This is a genomic window from Mitsuaria sp. BK041, assembly GCF_014193085.1.
In the GTDB taxonomy this organism is placed as follows: domain Bacteria; phylum Pseudomonadota; class Gammaproteobacteria; order Burkholderiales; family Burkholderiaceae_C; genus Roseateles.
In genome coordinates, this window is record NZ_JACHYT010000002.1 from 417,714 (window position 1) to 432,532 (window position 14,819).

Here is a 14,819-nt window from a genome sequence, read left to right on the forward strand (position 1 = left end):
GGGCCCGATCAGCGCTTGAACTGCGCGCAGGGATCCTCGCGCGACGGCGCGGGCGCGCGCTCGACGCGGTCGTAGCCGCCAGCGGGCGCGGCGCTGCCGGGCTCGAGGTAGGCGACGGCATCGATGTCCGTCGACGGCACGCCGGCCGCCTGCAGGTAGACGGGCACCGCGAGGTCGCGCCGCACATGGCCGTTGCCGGCGATCAGCACCACCCGCTTCGCGCCCGCCTCCCGGGCGTCGAGCATCGCCCGCGCCATCGCCGCATCGCGGGCCCGCTGGGCCTGCACCATGCCGGGCAGCATCGCCTCGGGCATCGCGCCGCAGTGGCCGTCCTGGATGTCCTGGCGCAGCGCGTCCTGCTGTGCGCCGCTCCACGCGGTGCGCTCGCGCAGCGCGAGCAGGTCGGCGGGCCAGGCCGCATCGCCTTCGCGGACGATGCGGCGGACCTGGTCGCGATCGATGTTGCCGCCGCGGACTTCGGCGCCGGACTGCAAGACGGCCTCGAACAGCGGCTGGTGCAGCGGCCAGCGCCAACTCTTGCGGTCGAGCTTCGCGGCGTCGATGACGGCATTCACGTCGCCGGGCGCCACCTGGCGCGCGCGCGCGACCGCCGCATCCTCGCTGCGTGAGAACTGCTCGAAGACGACGACCGTGCGCGGCTCCTGCGCGATCAGGCGGCGCAGCTGCTCGGCGCGGGCGCGGTGGTGGTCGGGGTTGTCGTGGAGCTCGCCGAGCAGGACGAACGGCGGTTCGGACCGGGCGGCCGGCGCCGAGACGGTCGGCGCCGAGCGCGAGTCCACCGAGTCCACCGAGGCGGAGGCGGAGGCGGAGGCCGCCGAGCGTGCCGTGGCCGTGGCTGTCGTCGAAGACGCGCAGGCTGCGAGCAGCAGCGGGGCCAGCGCCAGCGCGGCGCTACGGAAGGCGATGTTCATGGTCGATCCTGGAAGACAGGGAAACGGGAACAGGCCTGCCGAGCGATGGCTGGGTCGGGCGGAGGGTCAGCGGCGGATTGTCGCCGCCGCGCGGAGGCCGGACCGGCTCCCGCGTTCAGCGCATGGGTGCGTCGGTGCGCCGGCCCTTCAACGGATCGTCATCACCGACCGCATCGCCTTCACCGCGCCCTCGCCCATCGCGGCGCCGAAGCGCTTGGCGATGCGTTCGGCGACGTTGTCGCGCGGCGTGTAGTCGACGACCTCCTCGGCCTTCACCACCTCGCGGGCGACGTAATCCAGGTTGCCGGTGCCGTCGGCCAGGCCCAGCTTGATCGCCTGCTCGCCGTTCCAGAACAGGCCCGAGAACATCTCCGGCGTTTCCTTCAGGCGCGCGCCGCGGCCCTCGCGCACGACGGCGATGAACTGCTGGTGGATCTGGTCGAGCATCGCCTGCGCATAGGCCTGCTGCTTGGGCGTGACCGGCGAGAACGGATCCAGCATCCCCTTGTTCTCGCCCGCGGTCATCAACCGGCGCTCGACGCCGACCTTCTTCATCACCTCGGTGAAGCCGAAGCCGTCCATCAGCACGCCGATCGAGCCCACCACCGAGGCCTTGTCGACATAGATCTCATCGGCGCCCGCCGCGATGTAGTACGCACCCGAGGCGCAGATCTCCTCGACCACCGCGTAGACCTTCTTGTTGTGCAGCGCCTTGAGGCGCTTGAGCTCGTCGTTGACGATGCCCGCCTGCACCGGACTGCCGCCGGGCGAGTTGATGCGCAGCACCACCGCCTCCGAGCCCTGGTCCTCGAACGCGGCCTTCAGCGCGGCGTTGATCAGCTCGGCGCTGGCCTCGGTGTCCGGCGCGATCTCGCCGCGCACCTCCACCAGCGCGGTGTGCGGGCCGGTGGTCGCGCCGCCGTGGTGCCGGGTCGAGAACATGGACCAGACCAGCAGCAGGAACAGCGTCACCCAGATCAGGCGGAAGAAGGTCTTCCAGCGCCGGTCGCTGCGGCGGTCGCGCAGGTAGTCATGGGCGAACTGCTCGATCACGTGTTCATAACGCCCGGGCAGGCCGGTCGCGGGCGTCGCCGGGGCCGGCGCGGCCGATGCGGTCGCGGGGGCAGGAGCGGATGCCGGGGTGGGCGCCGGCTTCAGCATGTCCTCGGGCCGCGGCGTCGCGTCGGGGATGGGACGCGGCAGGTCGGAGTCGTTGTCTTGGCTCATTCAATCCTCGAAGGCTGGCCGCGTGTCGCGGGAGGGATACCAGAAGACCTGGCCGTCGCGCTCGCGCACGTCGAGCTTGGTCAGGCCGATGCGGCCGCACATGCCGGTGACGCAGCGCCCGTCTCGCGGGTGGTACACGGCGCCATGGATGCTGCAGATGATGTATTCCTTCCGGCTGTCCAGGAACTCGCCTTCCTGCCAGTCCATCTCGGTGGGGACGTGGGCACAGCGGTTGAGGTAGCCGACCACCTCGCCGTCGAAGCGCAGCGTGAAGGCCGATGCCGGCTGGCGGAAGTGCAGCACGTCGAAGGTGTGCGCGCGGCCGCGCTCCTCCAGCTCGGCGGAGGCGCACAGCGGCACGGGGGACGGGTCTTGCTCGGGGGGCATGGGGAGGGAACGGTCGGGGGAATCAGGCATGTGCCCTCAGGCATGGGCCCTCAGGCATGGGCCAGCAGCCAGTCGCGCAGCGTCGGCACGTCGTGCGCGACCAGCAGCGGCTCGAAGTCCCGCAGCGACTCGTGCGCATGGGCGCCGTAGGTCACCGCGATCGCCGGGCAGCCCGCGTTGCGCGCCAGCTGCAGGTCGTGGGTCGTGTCGCCGATCATCAGCGTGCGCTCGGGATCGGCGCCGAACTCGCGCATCAGCTCCAGCAGCATCTGCGGGTTGGGTTTGCCGGCGGTCTCGTCGGCGGTGCGGGTGCCGTCGAACAGCGTCGTCATCTCGACCGCGGCCAGCGCCTCGTCCAGGCCCCGGCGGCTCTTGCCGGTCGCCACCGCCAGCCAGTGGTGGCGCGCCTTGAGGTCCCGCAGCAGCCCGGGCACGCCGTCGAACAGCGTCACCTCGTGGGCGGACGCGAAGTAGTGATGGCGATAACGCTGACCGAGCTCCGGATAACGCGTCCGGTCCAGCCCCGGCAGCGCATATTCCAGCGCCTCGATCAGGCCCATGCCGATGACGTAGGCGGCGCGCTCGCGCGAGGGCGGCTCCAGGCCCAGGTCGGCGGCGGCCGCCTGCATGCAGCGCACGATCAGCGCGGTGGAATCGAACAGGGTGCCGTCCCAGTCGAAGACGATCAGGTCGAAGCGTTGAGGCATGGCGTCAAGGGGCGGGTCGTCAGGGGCGGGTCGTCAGGGCGCCGGGCGGCGCAGCGCGGCCAGGAGTGTCTCGCACTCGGGCGGCAGCGGCGCGTTCAAGGTCAAGGTCTCGCCGGTGGCGGGATGCGTGACGCGCAGCTGGCGCGCGTGCAGGAACATCCGGTCGAAGCGCAGCGCGCCCCGCGCGAGCGCGCGGTTGGCCTCGAAGTCGCCGTATTTCGGATCGCCGACGATCGGATGGCCCTCGTGGGCCAGGTGCACCCGGATCTGGTGCGTGCGCCCGGTCTTGATGGTCACGTCCAGCAGGCTGTAGCCGGCGTCGTCCGGCGTCCGACCCGGGAGGGCCTCCATCACCTTCACCAGGCTGATCGAGCGCTTGGCCTGGTCCGCCTGCGGATCGCCCGCGTTGGGGACCGCCCGCACCCAGCGCTCGCCGTCGCTGCCGACGAACTTGAGCAGCGGGACGTCCACCACCTTCTTTGACTTCGCCCACGCGCCGCCCACCAGCGCCGCGTAGGTCTTGCCGGTTTCGCGATCGCGCAGCTGGTCCTGAAGGTGCGTCAGCGCGCTGCGCTTCTTGGCGATCATCAGCAGGCCGGAGGTCTCCTTGTCGAGCCGGTGCACCAGCTCCAGGAACTTCGCCTGCGGCCGCGCGCGACGCAGCTGCTCGATCACGCCGAAGCTGACGCCCGAGCCGCCATGCACCGCGACGCCGGCGGGCTTGTCGACGACGATCAGGTGCTCGTCCTCGAAGACGATGGGGAATTCGCGGGCGGGGATGGCGGGCTCGGTGGGTTTCTCCGCCAGCCGCACCGGCGGCACGCGGACGACGTCGCCCACTTCCAGGCGCGAATCGGCCGAGCAGCGGCCCTTGTTGATGCGCACCTCGCCGGACCGGATGATCCGGTAGACCAGCGTCTTGGGCGCGCCCTTGAGCTCGCGGATCAGGAAGTTGTCCAGCCGCTGACCGGCGGAGCCGTCGTCCACCGTCAGCAGCCGCACCTGCGCCGGGGCCGAAGCCGACACGGTCGGTTTGACGGGGCTCGCCCCCCTCGTGGCACTGCGGGCAGTCCCTGGGGCGGCCTTGCGGGCTTTAGCCCCTATAATGCTGCTTGCCACGTTTGCGTTGTAAGTATTTGATTTTTCTCATTTTACTCGGACGTGAGCGTTCGAGTCCGACGAGAACGTGGCATTGAGCGGCCATTGTGAGTAGGCTGCTCATTACTTTTGGTGATGCAACATCAGGTCATCGCGTCGAGTCCGCTTCCCAAAGCGAGCGGGCAGTCACGAGGGCCGGATGGCAGAGCAACGTCGTCAGAACCATTGCTCACGCGGTCGACCGCATCCTCGGATGTCGGCAGGCGGCGCGGGCAGCACAACAAGGTTTCACGACGTCAGCGAGGGGGCGCAAGTCCCGGCGCTGACGTCAGCACCCAGGCCCCGTTTCCGGATGTTTTCCTCGGTCTTTCCCACCCCCCGCCGCCTGCGAGCGCGTGTTGGCTTCGTCCACACGCCGGGCTCCGGCCGTGGTCGGGTCGCGCCTGAAGCGGCGCGCAGGCGGACCGGAACAGACGACCCGGGGCCCGCGGTGCACGCGCCAACGCTGCAGCGCTGAACGGTCAACGCGCCGTTCAATTGCAGTCCAGGGCGATCCTTTCATTGGTTCTTTCGCGTTTCTCGTGCATCGGTCGAATCGCCCGCCGGTGAATAGCCGGCAGCGGTTCACTTGAAGATGCGCGCCAGCGGCTTGGCCCTGGCGTGGAGGAGAACTGATGAAACGCATGCTGATCAACGCGACGCAGCAGGAAGAGCGTCGCCTGGCCATCGTCGATGGCCAGAAGCTGCTGGACTTCGAGACCGAGATCGAAGGCCGCGAGCAGCGCAAGGGCAACATCTACAAGGCGGTGGTGACGCGCGTCGAGCCGTCGCTGGAAGCCTGCTTCGTGGACTACGGCGAGGACCGCCACGGCTTCCTGCCCTTCAAGGAAATCTCGCGCCAGTACTTCCGGGACGGCGCCGACGTGCGCTCGGCCAAGATCCAGGACGTGATCAAGGAAGGCCAGGAACTGCTGGTCCAGGTCGAGAAGGAAGAGCGCGGCAACAAGGGCGCGGCGCTGACGACCTTCGTGTCGCTGGCCGGTCGCTACCTGGTGCTGATGCCCAACAACCCGCGCGGTGGCGGCGTCTCGCGCCGCATCGAGGGCGAGGACCGCGAGGAACTCAAGGAAGCGCTGGACCAGCTCGAGTACCCCAAGGGGATGTCGCTGATCGCGCGCACCGCGGGCATCGGCCGTTCCGCCGCCGAGCTGCAGTGGGACCTGAACTACATGCTCAAGCTGTGGACCGCCATCGACGAGGCGGCCCAGGGCGGCAAGGGCGCGTTCCTGATCTATCAGGAGTCGTCGCTGGTGATCCGCGCGATCCGCGACTACTTCACCGCCGACATCGGCGAGATCCTGATCGACACCGACGACATCTTCGAGCAGGCCCATCAGTTCATGACCCACGTGATGCCGGAGACGGCGCACAAGGTCAAGCGCTACCGTGACGACGCGCCGCTGTTCAGCCGCTTCCAGATCGAGCACCAGATCGAGACGGCCTTCAGCCGCACGGTGAACCTGCCGTCGGGCGGCGCCATCGTGATCGACCACACCGAGGCGCTGGTCTCGGTGGACGTGAACTCGGCGCGCGCCACCCGCGGCGGCGACATCGAGGAAACCGCCACCCGCACCAACCTGGAAGCCGCCGACGAGATCGCGCGCCAGATGCGTCTGCGGGACCTGGGCGGCCTGATCGTCGTGGACTTCATCGACATGGAGGAGTCCAAGAACCGCCGCGAGGTCGAACAGCGCCTGCGCGACGCGCTGCGCCAGGACCGCGCCCGCGTGCAGTTCAGCTCGATCAGCAAGTTCGGCCTGCTGGAGCTGAGCCGCCAGCGCCTGCGTCCGGCGCTGAGCGAAGGCAGCCACATCACCTGCCCGCGCTGCAACGGCACCGGCCACATCCGCGACACCGAATCGTCGGCGCTGCAGATCCTGCGCATGGTCCAGGAAGAGTCCATGAAGGACAACACCGCGGCCGTGCACGTGCAGGTCCCGGTGGAAGTGACCAGCTTCCTGCTCAACGAGAAGCGCACCGAGATCACCAAGATCGAGCTCAAGCAGCGCGTGACCGTGCTGCTGGTGCCCAACAAGCATCTGGAGACGCCGAACTACAAGCTCGAGCGCCTGCGCCACGACGATCCGCGCCTGGAGAACCTGCAGGCGAGCTACACGATGATCGAGGAGCCGCAGGAAGAGGTGGGCATCACCCGCCGCGGCGCCGAGAAGAAGAACAAGCAGGAGCCGGTGATCAAGGGCCTGATGCCGGAGCAGCCGGCACCGATGCCCGCGCCGGCACCCGCGCCCAAGGCGGCGGAACCGGTGGTCGCGGCGCCCGCACCGGCGGCTCCCGCGGCGCCGGTCGCGGCGGGCGGTGGTTTCTTCGGCTGGATCAAGAACCTGTTCGGCGGCGCGCCCGCGCCGGCCCCGGCGCCCGCTGCGGAAGCGAAGGCCACCGAGCCGGCCAAGAAGGAACGCGGCGAGCGCGGCGATCGTGACCGCAACGCCCGTGGCGAGCGCGGCGACCGCAACCGCCGTGGTGAACGCGGCGATCGTGGCGAGCGCGGTGAACGTGCCGAACGCGGTGACCGTGGTGACCGCAACGAGCAGAAGGCCCGTGACGGCAAGCCGCGCGGCGAAGGCAAGCCGCAGCAGGAAGGCCGCGGAGAGCGTCCGGAGCGTGGCGATCGCGCCGAGCGTGGCGATCGTGCTGAACGCGGTGAGCGCGGTGAGCGCGGCGGTGACCGCAGCCGTCGCAACGAGCGCGCCGACAAGCCGGAGCAGGCCGTCGAAGGCGCACCGCGCCAGGAACGCGCGGAGCGTGGCGATCGTCCGGAACGGGGCGAGCGCGGTGATCGTGGCGAGCGTGGCGAAGGCCGCCGCCGCCGCGAGGAGCGCGCCGCCGAGGTGACGCAGGAGCAACTCGCGCCGCTGGCCGGCACCGAGGCCGCCAACACCGAGTCGCCGATCGCTTTCGCCGACACCCAGCCGCTGGAGACGCCGCTGGAAACGCCGCTGGGCGAGGCCGGCGAAGAGCGTCAAGGCCGTCGCCGTCGCCGTCGCGGCAACCGCGGTGAGCGTGGCGCCGAAGGCATCGAGGGCGCGGAGCAGGTCGAAGGCACGCTGGTCGAAGGCCAGGCGCCGGAAGCGGGCGAGGCCTCGTTCGCCGAGGGCGCCGAGTCCGCCGCCGCGCCGGTGGTCGAGGGCGAAACCCCCGCCGAAGCCGTTGAAGGCGCCGAAGGCGAAGGCCGCGGTGAAGGCCGCCGCCGTGGCCGGGGTCGCGACCGCTATCGTCGCGACCGCCGCGAAGGCGAAGGCGCTCCCGCCGAAGGCGGCGAGGGTGCGAACGGCCTGATCGCTGAAGGCGAGGTCGCTTCGCCGGCCGTGGCCGCGCTGGACGGCATCGTCCTGGACGCGGGTGCCGCGCCGAAGCAGCTGGAACTGGGCGAATCGCCGAAGCAGGCGCCGGTGCAAGCCGCCGCGCCCGCACCGGTGGCTGCCTCGCCGGCTCCGGCCGCCGCCGCCCCGGTCGTGCCGCGCTTCGAGCTGCCGATGACCGAGCTCAGCGCCGTCGCCGATGGTGCCGGCCTGGTCTGGGTCAACAGCGATGCCGACAAGATCGCCGCCGCCCAGGCCGCGATCGCCGCCGAGCCTGCCCCGGCACCGCTGGGCCGCGAGCCGGCACCGGTCGTGGTGGTCGACGACGGCCCGCTGGTGCTGGTCGAGACCCGCAAGGACCTCAGCCAGTTCAAGCTGCCCTTCGAGGCCTGATCGCCCGCATGAACTCCCTCTCCCGCTTGCGGGAGAGGGATGGGGTGAGGGCCGGCCTCCGCAGGTGCGCCTGATGGAGACCCCTCACCCCTCCCTCTCCCCGCCCGCGGGGAGAGGGTGTCATCGAGGCACGAGTTGATTTCGCAATAGCCGCCGAGTTACCCCCGGCGGCTTTCCTTTTGGGGCGTCACAAGCGCCCGACGACACGACGGAGACTTCCCTTGAACACCTCCACCATCGCTGCCCCGGGCGGCACCGCCGGCAGCGCCGCGCAGACCGCGCCCAAGATGCCGCCGCAGATCCCCTTCATCATCGCCAACGAGGGCTGCGAGCGTTTCAGCTTCTACGGGATGCGCAACATCCTGACGGTATTCCTGATGACCAGCCTGCTGCTGGCCATTCCTGAACCGCTGCGCAAGGGCGAGGCCAAGGAGGTGTTCCACACCTTCGTGATCGGCGTCTATTTCTTCCCGCTGCTGGGCGGCTGGCTGTCCGACCGCTTCTTCGGCAAGTACAACACCATCTTCTGGCTGAGCCTGGTGTACTGCGCCGGCCACGCCTGCCTGGCGATCTTCGAGGACAACCTGCGTGGCTTCTATTTCGGCCTGTTCCTGATCGCGCTGGGCTCGGGCGGCATCAAGCCGCTGGTCAGCTCCTTCATCGGCGACCAGTTCGACAAGAGCAACCGCACGCTGGCGCAGAAGGTCTTCGACGCCTTCTACTGGATCATCAACTTCGGCTCCTTCTTCGCCTCGCTGCTGATGCCGATCTTCCTGGACAAGTTCGGCGCCAGCGTCGCGTTCGGCATCCCGGGCGCGCTGATGTTCCTGGCCACCCTGATCTTCTGGAGCGGCCGCCGCAAGTACACCCATGTGCCGGCGGGCCAGTCGCACCGCGATCCCCACGGCTTCCTGAAGGTGGTGCGCACGGCGCTGCTGGCGCAGGCACCGGGCCAGGGCCGCGGCGGCCTGATCGTGGCCGGCCTGGGCGTGGTGCTGGCGATCGGGGCGCTGGCCCTGACGCCCAACCTGGGCTTCGTGATCGCCTTCTGCTCGGCACTGGTGCTGGTCATGGGCTTCGGCGGCATCGGCGCCTGGATGCAGCTGGAACGCGCCCGGGCGGTGCATCCGGCCGAGGCCGTCGAAGGCGTGCGCCAGGTGCTGCGCCTGCTGGTACTGTTCGCGCTGGTCACGCCCTTCTGGTCCCTGTTCGACCAGAAGGCCTCGACCTGGGTGCTGCAGGCCGACCAGATGGCCAAGCCGGAGTGGTTCAAGTCCTCGATGATGCAGGCGCTCAATCCGGCCCTGGTCATGATCCTGATCCCGTTCAACAACCTGGTGCTGTACCCACTGCTGGCCCGCCTGGGCCTGAAAGTGACGGCGCTGCGCCGCATGGGCGCGGGCATCGCGTTCGCCGGCCTGGCCTGGATCGTGGTGGGCGGCCTGCAGCTGTGGATCGACGGCGGCCACGCGGTCGACATCACCTGGCAGGTACTGCCCTACGCGCTGCTGACGCTGGGCGAGGTGCTGGTGTCGGCGACCGGCCTGGAGTTCGCCTACAGCCAGGCGCCGCTGGCGATGAAGGGCGTGATCACCAGCTTCTGGAACCTGTCGGTGACCATCGGCAACTTGTGGGTGCTGCTGGCGAATTCGAGTGTCAAGGGTGCGGCGGTGACGGCCTACATCCAGTCGACCGGCACCAGCGTGACGGCCTTCCAGATGTTCTTCTTCGCCGGCTTCGCGCTGCTGGCGGCACTGCTGTTCGCGCTCTACGCGCGTGGCTACCGCATGCAGGACAACTACCGGGGCTGAAGCTCCACTCCTCAAGGAAGCGTCAACGATGAATCGACTCCTCTCGCTGGCCACCGCGCTGGCCCTCCATGCCGCGATCGCGACGCCGGCGGCGCTGGCGCAGACCAGCGTCAAGCTCAACCTGGTGCCGCTGCCGTCGACGCGGCAACAGGTCGACCTGACCATGGACACCCGCATGAACATGTCCATGCGGCTGCCGGCGGACGCGCCCGAGCAGGCGCGCGCCGAGGCCGAGCAGTTGAAGGCCGCCATGCCGTTGACGATGACCATGGCGATGCGCCAGACGCTGTCGACCTCGGCCAAGGCGGCCGATGGCGGCTACACCCTGGATGCGGAGATGGCGACGCTCAAGACCGAGATGCGCAATGCGTCCGGTCAGCTTCAGCCGCTGCCGCCGCCGATGACCTTCCGCTTCAACGCGCGGCTGAAGGACGACCAGTTCGAGCAGATCGACATGCAGCTGCCTGCCACGGCCGCGTCGCAGGCGCTGAGCAAGGAGCTGCAGGAGCAGCTCTTCAACCAGAGCTTCGACTGGATGCGCAAGTTCAATGGCGTGACGCTGAAGGTCGGCGAATCGGTCGAGGTGCCGGTCGAGATGAACCTGCCGATGGGCGCATCCAAGCAGCTGGGCAAGGTGGTGGGCCGCTACACCCTGACCGGCGTGCGCCAGGGCGTGGCGTCGTTCGACGTCGCGGTGACGATGGCCATGGACGTCGCGCTGCCGGTGTCCGCGCCGGCGTCGGCGGCCGCCACCTCTGCCGCCGCCTCCAGCGCGACGGAGGCGACCGCCCCGGCGCCGGCCGCGTCCGCGCCGGCCGAGGTGAAGGGCTCGATGACCGCGACCGGCAGCGGCAAGATGGACGTGCGCCTGGCCGACCGTCTGATGCTGCGCAGCACGATGTCGATGACGATGGGCATGGACATGGCGGGACCGCAGGGCAAGCTGCTGCGCATGGACACGCAGATGAACATGGCCAGCACCGGCAAGGCCTTGCCGGCTGTGAAGAAAAAGGCCGAGAAGGCCACGCCGGCCAAGCCCGCCAGCAAAGGCTGAGCGCCTGATGCGCGCCGGGGACCCGGCGGCGCCGTGACCAGGACCGCCCGAGGGCGGTCCTTTTTCTTGAGCGCGTCAGCGATCGAGAGCGGCAGCCCAGAACAGCGACAACAGGAAGGTCGCCATCAGCGCCAAGCAAAGCCATCGCTCGCTCTCGAAGAGCTTCACCGACATGTCGGCTTTCGCGTTCGCAACCTCCAAATGGATCGCCTGAGAAATCGCGAGCGCTTCTTGCGCGCTCACGCCGGCGTTGATCAAGGTCCTCGTCGTCTCAACGTTCATTGCATGGCTCCTGGCAAGGGGAACGGAAGGGATCCCACGAGCGAGGCAATCTAGGCGGAAGTGGATCCGGTTTCACTGGCCCATCCATGCGTCGTTGAACGCGCGCGCCTGGAGGGACGCTGGCGCCTCACCGCCGGCGCAGCTCGCGCATGCCGGGCAAGGTCGGGATGACCTCGCGCATCACTTGCTGGAACGCGCGCAGCCGGGCCGGCTGCAGGCGGCGCGACGGATACACGAGCGAGATCGGCAGCGGCGTCGCGCACCAGTCCGGCAGCAGTCGCACCAGACGGCCTTGCGCGAGGTCGTCGATGACCGCCCATTGCGAGACCAGCGCCAGGCCCAGGCCGCGCCGCGCGGACTCGATCAAGGCGAACAGGCTGTCCGTGCCCAGCCGGGGCCGGAAGCCGATGTGCAGGCTCGCGTCGCCCGTCGCCGCGCGCAGGTCGATGCCGTCCCGGTAGAAGGCCAGCAGCGCCAGCCAGGGCTGCGCGCCGAGCAGCGCCGCGATCTCCTCCGGTGTCTTCCGGTCCAGGCCCTTGGGCAGCTTCTTCGCGAGCGACGGCGCGGCCACCAGCACCCGCGGGACTTCCGCAAGCTGCGTGGCAATCAGATTGGGCTGACTGATCTCGCCGACGAGCAGGGAGCAGTCGACGTTCTCCCGGCTGAAATCCGGCAGTTGGTCCTGCAGCATCCATTCGACCGACACCCGCGGATGGCGCTTCAGGAAGGCGGCCAGCGGCTCGATCAGCTGGCTCTGCCCAAAGGCATGCGGCACCCGCAGCCGCAGCGTGCCGGAGAGCTCCTCGCCGCCATCGAGCTCCTCGGCCAGCGTCTGCCAGCCATCGATCAGTTCCTGCGCCTGCGCGGCGCAGCGCTCGCCCTCCTCGGTCAGGCGCAGGCCACGCGTCGAGCGTTCCACCAGCCGCGCGCCGAGCAGCGATTCCAGCATCTGCACCCGGCGGCTGACGGTCGGCTGGGTGGTCGCGAGCTGCAGCGCCGCCGCGGAGAAACTGCCCGCCTCCGCGACACGGAGGAAGGTCTGCAGCAGCGCGAGGCGGTCCTGGCCGCCGTCCCGGACAAGGTCTTTCATGAGGCGCTTTATACGCCGGGCGTATGGCCGCTGTGCGTGCGGGGCCGGTTCCGCGGGCGGGCGCCCATCCGAAGAATGCGAGGCATCCCGGTGCCGGCGCGCCGCCGCCCACCGATTCCCACTTCCTCGTTACCCTTCCGGAGTTGCCATGTCCGCCCTGCCGCTGACTTCGCCCTCGACACCCACCGTGACATCGACCTCGACCGCCTCGCCGCCGGATGCCGGCGCAACGCCCTCCGCGCCGCTGATCGTCCTGCTGGCCGCATCGGCCGGCCTGGGCGCCGCGTCGCTCTACTACAGCCAGCCGATCCTGGCCCCGCTGGCCGAGGATCTGCACGCCTCCACCGGTGGCATCGGCGCGGTGCCGATGCTCACCCAGCTCGGCTACGCCGCCGGCATCCTGCTGTTGACTCCGCTGGGCGACCGCTTCGACCGCCGCCGCGTGATCCTCACCAAGTTCGTGCTGCTGATCGCGACCCTGCTGATGAGCGGCTTCGCACCGGGCTTCGCGCCCTTCCTGGTCGCCAGCGCGCTGCTCGGACTGACGGCGACGCTGGCGCAGGACGTCGTGCCGATGGCCGCCGCGCTGAGCCCAGCCGAGCACCGGGGGCGCATCGTCGGCCAGGTGATGACCGGGCTGCTGCTGGGCATCCTGCTGTCGCGCGTGATGAGCGGCGTCATCGCGGACCTGCTGGGCTGGCGCTGGGTCTATGGCCTGGCGGCGCTGGCCCTGACCGTCGCGGGCCTGGCGAGCTGGCGCTGGCTGCCGTCCTCGCCGCCGGCGATGCGCACGACGTATGGCGGCCTGCTGCGCTCGCTGGGCGGCCTGTGGCGCGCCTGGCCGACGCTGCGCCGCGCCGCGATCGCGCAGGGCTTGCTGGCCGTCGCCTTCAGCGCGTTCTGGTCGACGCTGGCGGTGATGCTGCATGCGCGCTTCGGGCTGGGCAGCGCGGTCTCGGGCGCTTTCGGACTGGCCGGCGCGGCGGGCGCGCTGGCCGCGCCGCTGGCCGGCCGTATCGCCGACCGGCGCGGTCCCGGCGTGGTGACGCGGCTAGGCGCCCTGCTGGTGGTGCTGTCGTTCGCGGCGATGTCGGTCACCGCCTGGCTGGACCGTGGTGCGGCGATCGCCGTGCTGGTGGTGTTGGCGGTCGTCTTCGACTTCGGCGTGCAGGCGGCGCTGGTCGCGCACCAGACCATCGTCTACAGCCTGGACCCGGCCGCGCGCAGCCGCCTGAACGCGCTGCTGTTCACCGGCATGTTCATCGGCATGGCGACCGGCGCCGCGCTCGGCAGCCTGCTGCTGGCGCACTGGGGCTGGCTGGGCGTGACCGGTCTGGCGACGGTCGCGAGCGCCGCGGCGCTGGTCGTGCGGCTCACGGCTGACGAGTGAGGACGAAGGCCTGCGGCGCGGCACATCGGCGCACCGCGTCCGGCGCTCAGTCCCCGCGCCCGAGATACGCCCGGATCGCGCTGATGCGGCCTTCGTCGTCAAACTCCAGCACGTCGACCACGAACAGCTCGATGTGCCCGTCGACGACGATGCGCAGCTCGCCGGCGACGGAGCGGTCGCCGGCGAGCACGCGCTGCACGTCGATGCGGATCGACGCCGCGGCTTCGAAGTTCTTGCGCGTCTCGGCGACCGCGGCGTCGCGGCCCTTCACCGACAGGTTCCAGTCGCGCAGCGTTGCCTCCGGCGCGAGCATCGCGGCGATGCCGTCCAGGTCCTTCGCTTCGTAGCGGCGCAGGTAGTCGATGAAGGTGGCTTGCAGGCTCATGGGGTGCTGTCGGACGGAACGCAAGGAAAGCCGGCGCCAGGGCCGGCCCGGATCGCGGCGCATTGTGGCGCGAAGCGGCTGGCTCACACGCGACGGAACAGTCCCGGGTAGTCCACCACCAGGCCGTGCTCGTCGACCTCCAGGTCCGCGGTGAAGCCGGACCCATCCAGCGACTCGAAGCGATAGCGCCGCTCATCGAGCCGCGTATAGGCCTGAGCCTGGGGTCGCACGGTCAACGCGGTGCCATCGACCCACGCCATGCGGAACTCGCGCCGCTCGCCGACCGCCAGGGACACGCGCCGGATCGGGAAGCTGTTGGTGAACGGCGTGGGCCAGATGTCGATGTCGAGGCAGCCCTCCAGCGCGGGGAGCGCCGCGCCGCGGTCGTCGGTCCAGTGCCCCTGCCCATCGGTGGCGAGGCCCATCGTGCGTGCGGCGACACCCTCCCCGACGATCAGCGACAGCGCCGCATCACGCAGGCACCACTGCGCGTCCCAGCTCAAGCGGTAATGGAGGCGGAACGGTCCGCGCTCGTCGTCGATCGCAACGACCAGCCCGTCGGCCTGCCCCTCCGAGAGGCGCAGATGTTCGATGCCGACGTCCGGATGCGAAGCGCTCCAGCTCGGGATCCAGCAAACGGTGCGGGGGATGGGCGACATGTCGGCTCCTGTCCCTGGCTGGGC

General features: G+C 70.0%; 13 protein-coding genes. 4 read left to right on the plus strand and 9 right to left on the minus strand.

Features of this window, described 5'->3' with window-relative positions:
* Nucleotides 1–8: 8 nt before the first annotated feature.
* The 5 genes from FHT38_RS17700 to FHT38_RS17720 all read right to left on the minus strand — a co-directional run bounded on the left by FHT38_RS17700 (nucleotide 9) and on the right by FHT38_RS17720 (nucleotide 4,255).
* Entirely contained in the window at nucleotides 9–932 is a 924-nt protein-coding gene (locus FHT38_RS17700) for a ChaN family lipoprotein (RefSeq protein ID WP_183492732.1), read from the minus strand.
* A gap of 147 nt (nucleotides 933–1,079) precedes the next feature.
* Nucleotides 1,080–2,093, minus strand: a complete 1,014-nt coding sequence (locus tag FHT38_RS17705) for a S49 family peptidase (protein ID WP_183493583.1) — start codon at nucleotides 2,091–2,093, stop codon at nucleotides 1,080–1,082.
* Between the two features lie 66 nt (nucleotides 2,094–2,159).
* On the minus strand, nucleotides 2,160–2,546 hold the full coding sequence (locus FHT38_RS17710; RefSeq protein ID WP_091726528.1) for a Rieske 2Fe-2S domain-containing protein: 387 nt from the start codon (nucleotides 2,544–2,546) through the stop codon (nucleotides 2,160–2,162).
* A 50-nt stretch (nucleotides 2,547–2,596) separates the two neighbouring features.
* Nucleotides 2,597–3,253: an HAD family hydrolase gene (locus FHT38_RS17715; RefSeq protein ID WP_091726530.1), complete on the minus strand. Its 657-nt coding sequence runs from the start codon at nucleotides 3,251–3,253 to the stop codon at nucleotides 2,597–2,599.
* 33 nt (nucleotides 3,254–3,286) lie between these two features.
* Nucleotides 3,287–4,255 (minus strand): RluA family pseudouridine synthase, encoded by a 969-nt coding sequence (locus FHT38_RS17720; RefSeq protein ID WP_183493584.1) that lies wholly within the window; start codon nucleotides 4,253–4,255, stop codon nucleotides 3,287–3,289.
* A gap of 770 nt (nucleotides 4,256–5,025) precedes the next feature.
* Here FHT38_RS17720 and FHT38_RS17725 point away from each other — a divergent pair.
* From FHT38_RS17725 to FHT38_RS17735, 3 genes are all read left to right on the plus strand, one after another.
* Nucleotides 5,026–8,124, plus strand: a complete 3,099-nt coding sequence (locus FHT38_RS17725; RefSeq protein WP_183492733.1) for an Rne/Rng family ribonuclease — start codon at nucleotides 5,026–5,028, stop codon at nucleotides 8,122–8,124.
* A 287-nt stretch (nucleotides 8,125–8,411) separates the two neighbouring features.
* Nucleotides 8,412–9,935 (plus strand): oligopeptide:H+ symporter, encoded by a 1,524-nt coding sequence (locus tag FHT38_RS17730; RefSeq protein ID WP_183493585.1) that lies wholly within the window; start codon nucleotides 8,412–8,414, stop codon nucleotides 9,933–9,935.
* Nucleotides 9,936–9,963: 28 nt separating this feature from the next.
* Nucleotides 9,964–10,989: a hypothetical protein gene (locus FHT38_RS17735; protein ID WP_183492734.1), complete on the plus strand. Its 1,026-nt coding sequence runs from the start codon at nucleotides 9,964–9,966 to the stop codon at nucleotides 10,987–10,989.
* Between the two features lie 75 nt (nucleotides 10,990–11,064).
* Here FHT38_RS17735 and FHT38_RS17740 read toward each other — a convergent pair whose 3' ends face one another.
* Nucleotides 11,065–11,271 carry a hypothetical protein gene (locus FHT38_RS17740; protein ID WP_091726538.1) on the minus strand — a complete coding sequence of 69 codons (207 nt, stop codon included), beginning with the start codon at nucleotides 11,269–11,271 and terminating at the stop codon, nucleotides 11,065–11,067.
* Nucleotides 11,272–11,398: 127 nt separating this feature from the next.
* A complete protein-coding gene (locus tag FHT38_RS17745; protein WP_091726541.1) occupies nucleotides 11,399–12,361 on the minus strand; it encodes a LysR family transcriptional regulator in 963 nt (320 codons plus the stop codon).
* Nucleotides 12,362–12,509: 148 nt separating this feature from the next.
* On the opposite strand from FHT38_RS17745, the gene FHT38_RS17750 reads away from it, so the two are divergent.
* Nucleotides 12,510–13,751: an MFS transporter gene (locus FHT38_RS17750; RefSeq protein WP_183492735.1), complete on the plus strand. Its 1,242-nt coding sequence runs from the start codon at nucleotides 12,510–12,512 to the stop codon at nucleotides 13,749–13,751.
* Between the two features lie 46 nt (nucleotides 13,752–13,797).
* On the opposite strand, the gene FHT38_RS17755 is transcribed toward FHT38_RS17750, so the two are convergent.
* Nucleotides 13,798–14,136 carry a nuclear transport factor 2 family protein gene (locus tag FHT38_RS17755; protein ID WP_183492736.1) on the minus strand — a complete coding sequence of 113 codons (339 nt, stop codon included), beginning with the start codon at nucleotides 14,134–14,136 and terminating at the stop codon, nucleotides 13,798–13,800.
* An 83-nt stretch (nucleotides 14,137–14,219) separates the two neighbouring features.
* A complete protein-coding gene (locus FHT38_RS17760; RefSeq protein WP_183492737.1) occupies nucleotides 14,220–14,795 on the minus strand; it encodes a putative glycolipid-binding domain-containing protein in 576 nt (191 codons plus the stop codon).
* Nucleotides 14,796–14,819 lie beyond the last annotated feature (24 nt).

Bases quoted from the DNA above. Each gene is read 5' to 3' on its own strand.
- FHT38_RS17700 (WP_183492732.1), bottom strand. From the start codon at position 932: ATGAACATCGCCTTCCGTAGCGCCGCGCTGGCGCTGGCCCCGCTGCTG.
- FHT38_RS17705 (WP_183493583.1), bottom strand. From the start codon at position 2,093: ATGCTGAAGCCGGCGCCCACCCCGGCATCCGCTCCTGCCCCCGCGACC.
- FHT38_RS17710 (WP_091726528.1), bottom strand. From the start codon at position 2,546: ATGCCCCCCGAGCAAGACCCGTCCCCCGTGCCGCTGTGCGCCTCCGCC.
- FHT38_RS17715 (WP_091726530.1), bottom strand. From the start codon at position 3,253: ATGCCTCAACGCTTCGACCTGATCGTCTTCGACTGGGACGGCACCCTG.
- FHT38_RS17725 (WP_183492733.1), top strand. From the start codon at position 5,026: ATGAAACGCATGCTGATCAACGCGACGCAGCAGGAAGAGCGTCGCCTG.
- FHT38_RS17730 (WP_183493585.1), top strand. From the start codon at position 8,412: ATGCCGCCGCAGATCCCCTTCATCATCGCCAACGAGGGCTGCGAGCGT.
- FHT38_RS17735 (WP_183492734.1), top strand. From the start codon at position 9,964: ATGAATCGACTCCTCTCGCTGGCCACCGCGCTGGCCCTCCATGCCGCG.
- FHT38_RS17740 (WP_091726538.1), bottom strand. From the start codon at position 11,271: ATGAACGTTGAGACGACGAGGACCTTGATCAACGCCGGCGTGAGCGCG.
- FHT38_RS17745 (WP_091726541.1), bottom strand. From the start codon at position 12,361: ATGAAAGACCTTGTCCGGGACGGCGGCCAGGACCGCCTCGCGCTGCTG.
- FHT38_RS17750 (WP_183492735.1), top strand. From the start codon at position 12,510: ATGTCCGCCCTGCCGCTGACTTCGCCCTCGACACCCACCGTGACATCG.
- FHT38_RS17755 (WP_183492736.1), bottom strand. From the start codon at position 14,136: ATGAGCCTGCAAGCCACCTTCATCGACTACCTGCGCCGCTACGAAGCG.
- FHT38_RS17760 (WP_183492737.1), bottom strand. From the start codon at position 14,795: ATGTCGCCCATCCCCCGCACCGTTTGCTGGATCCCGAGCTGGAGCGCT.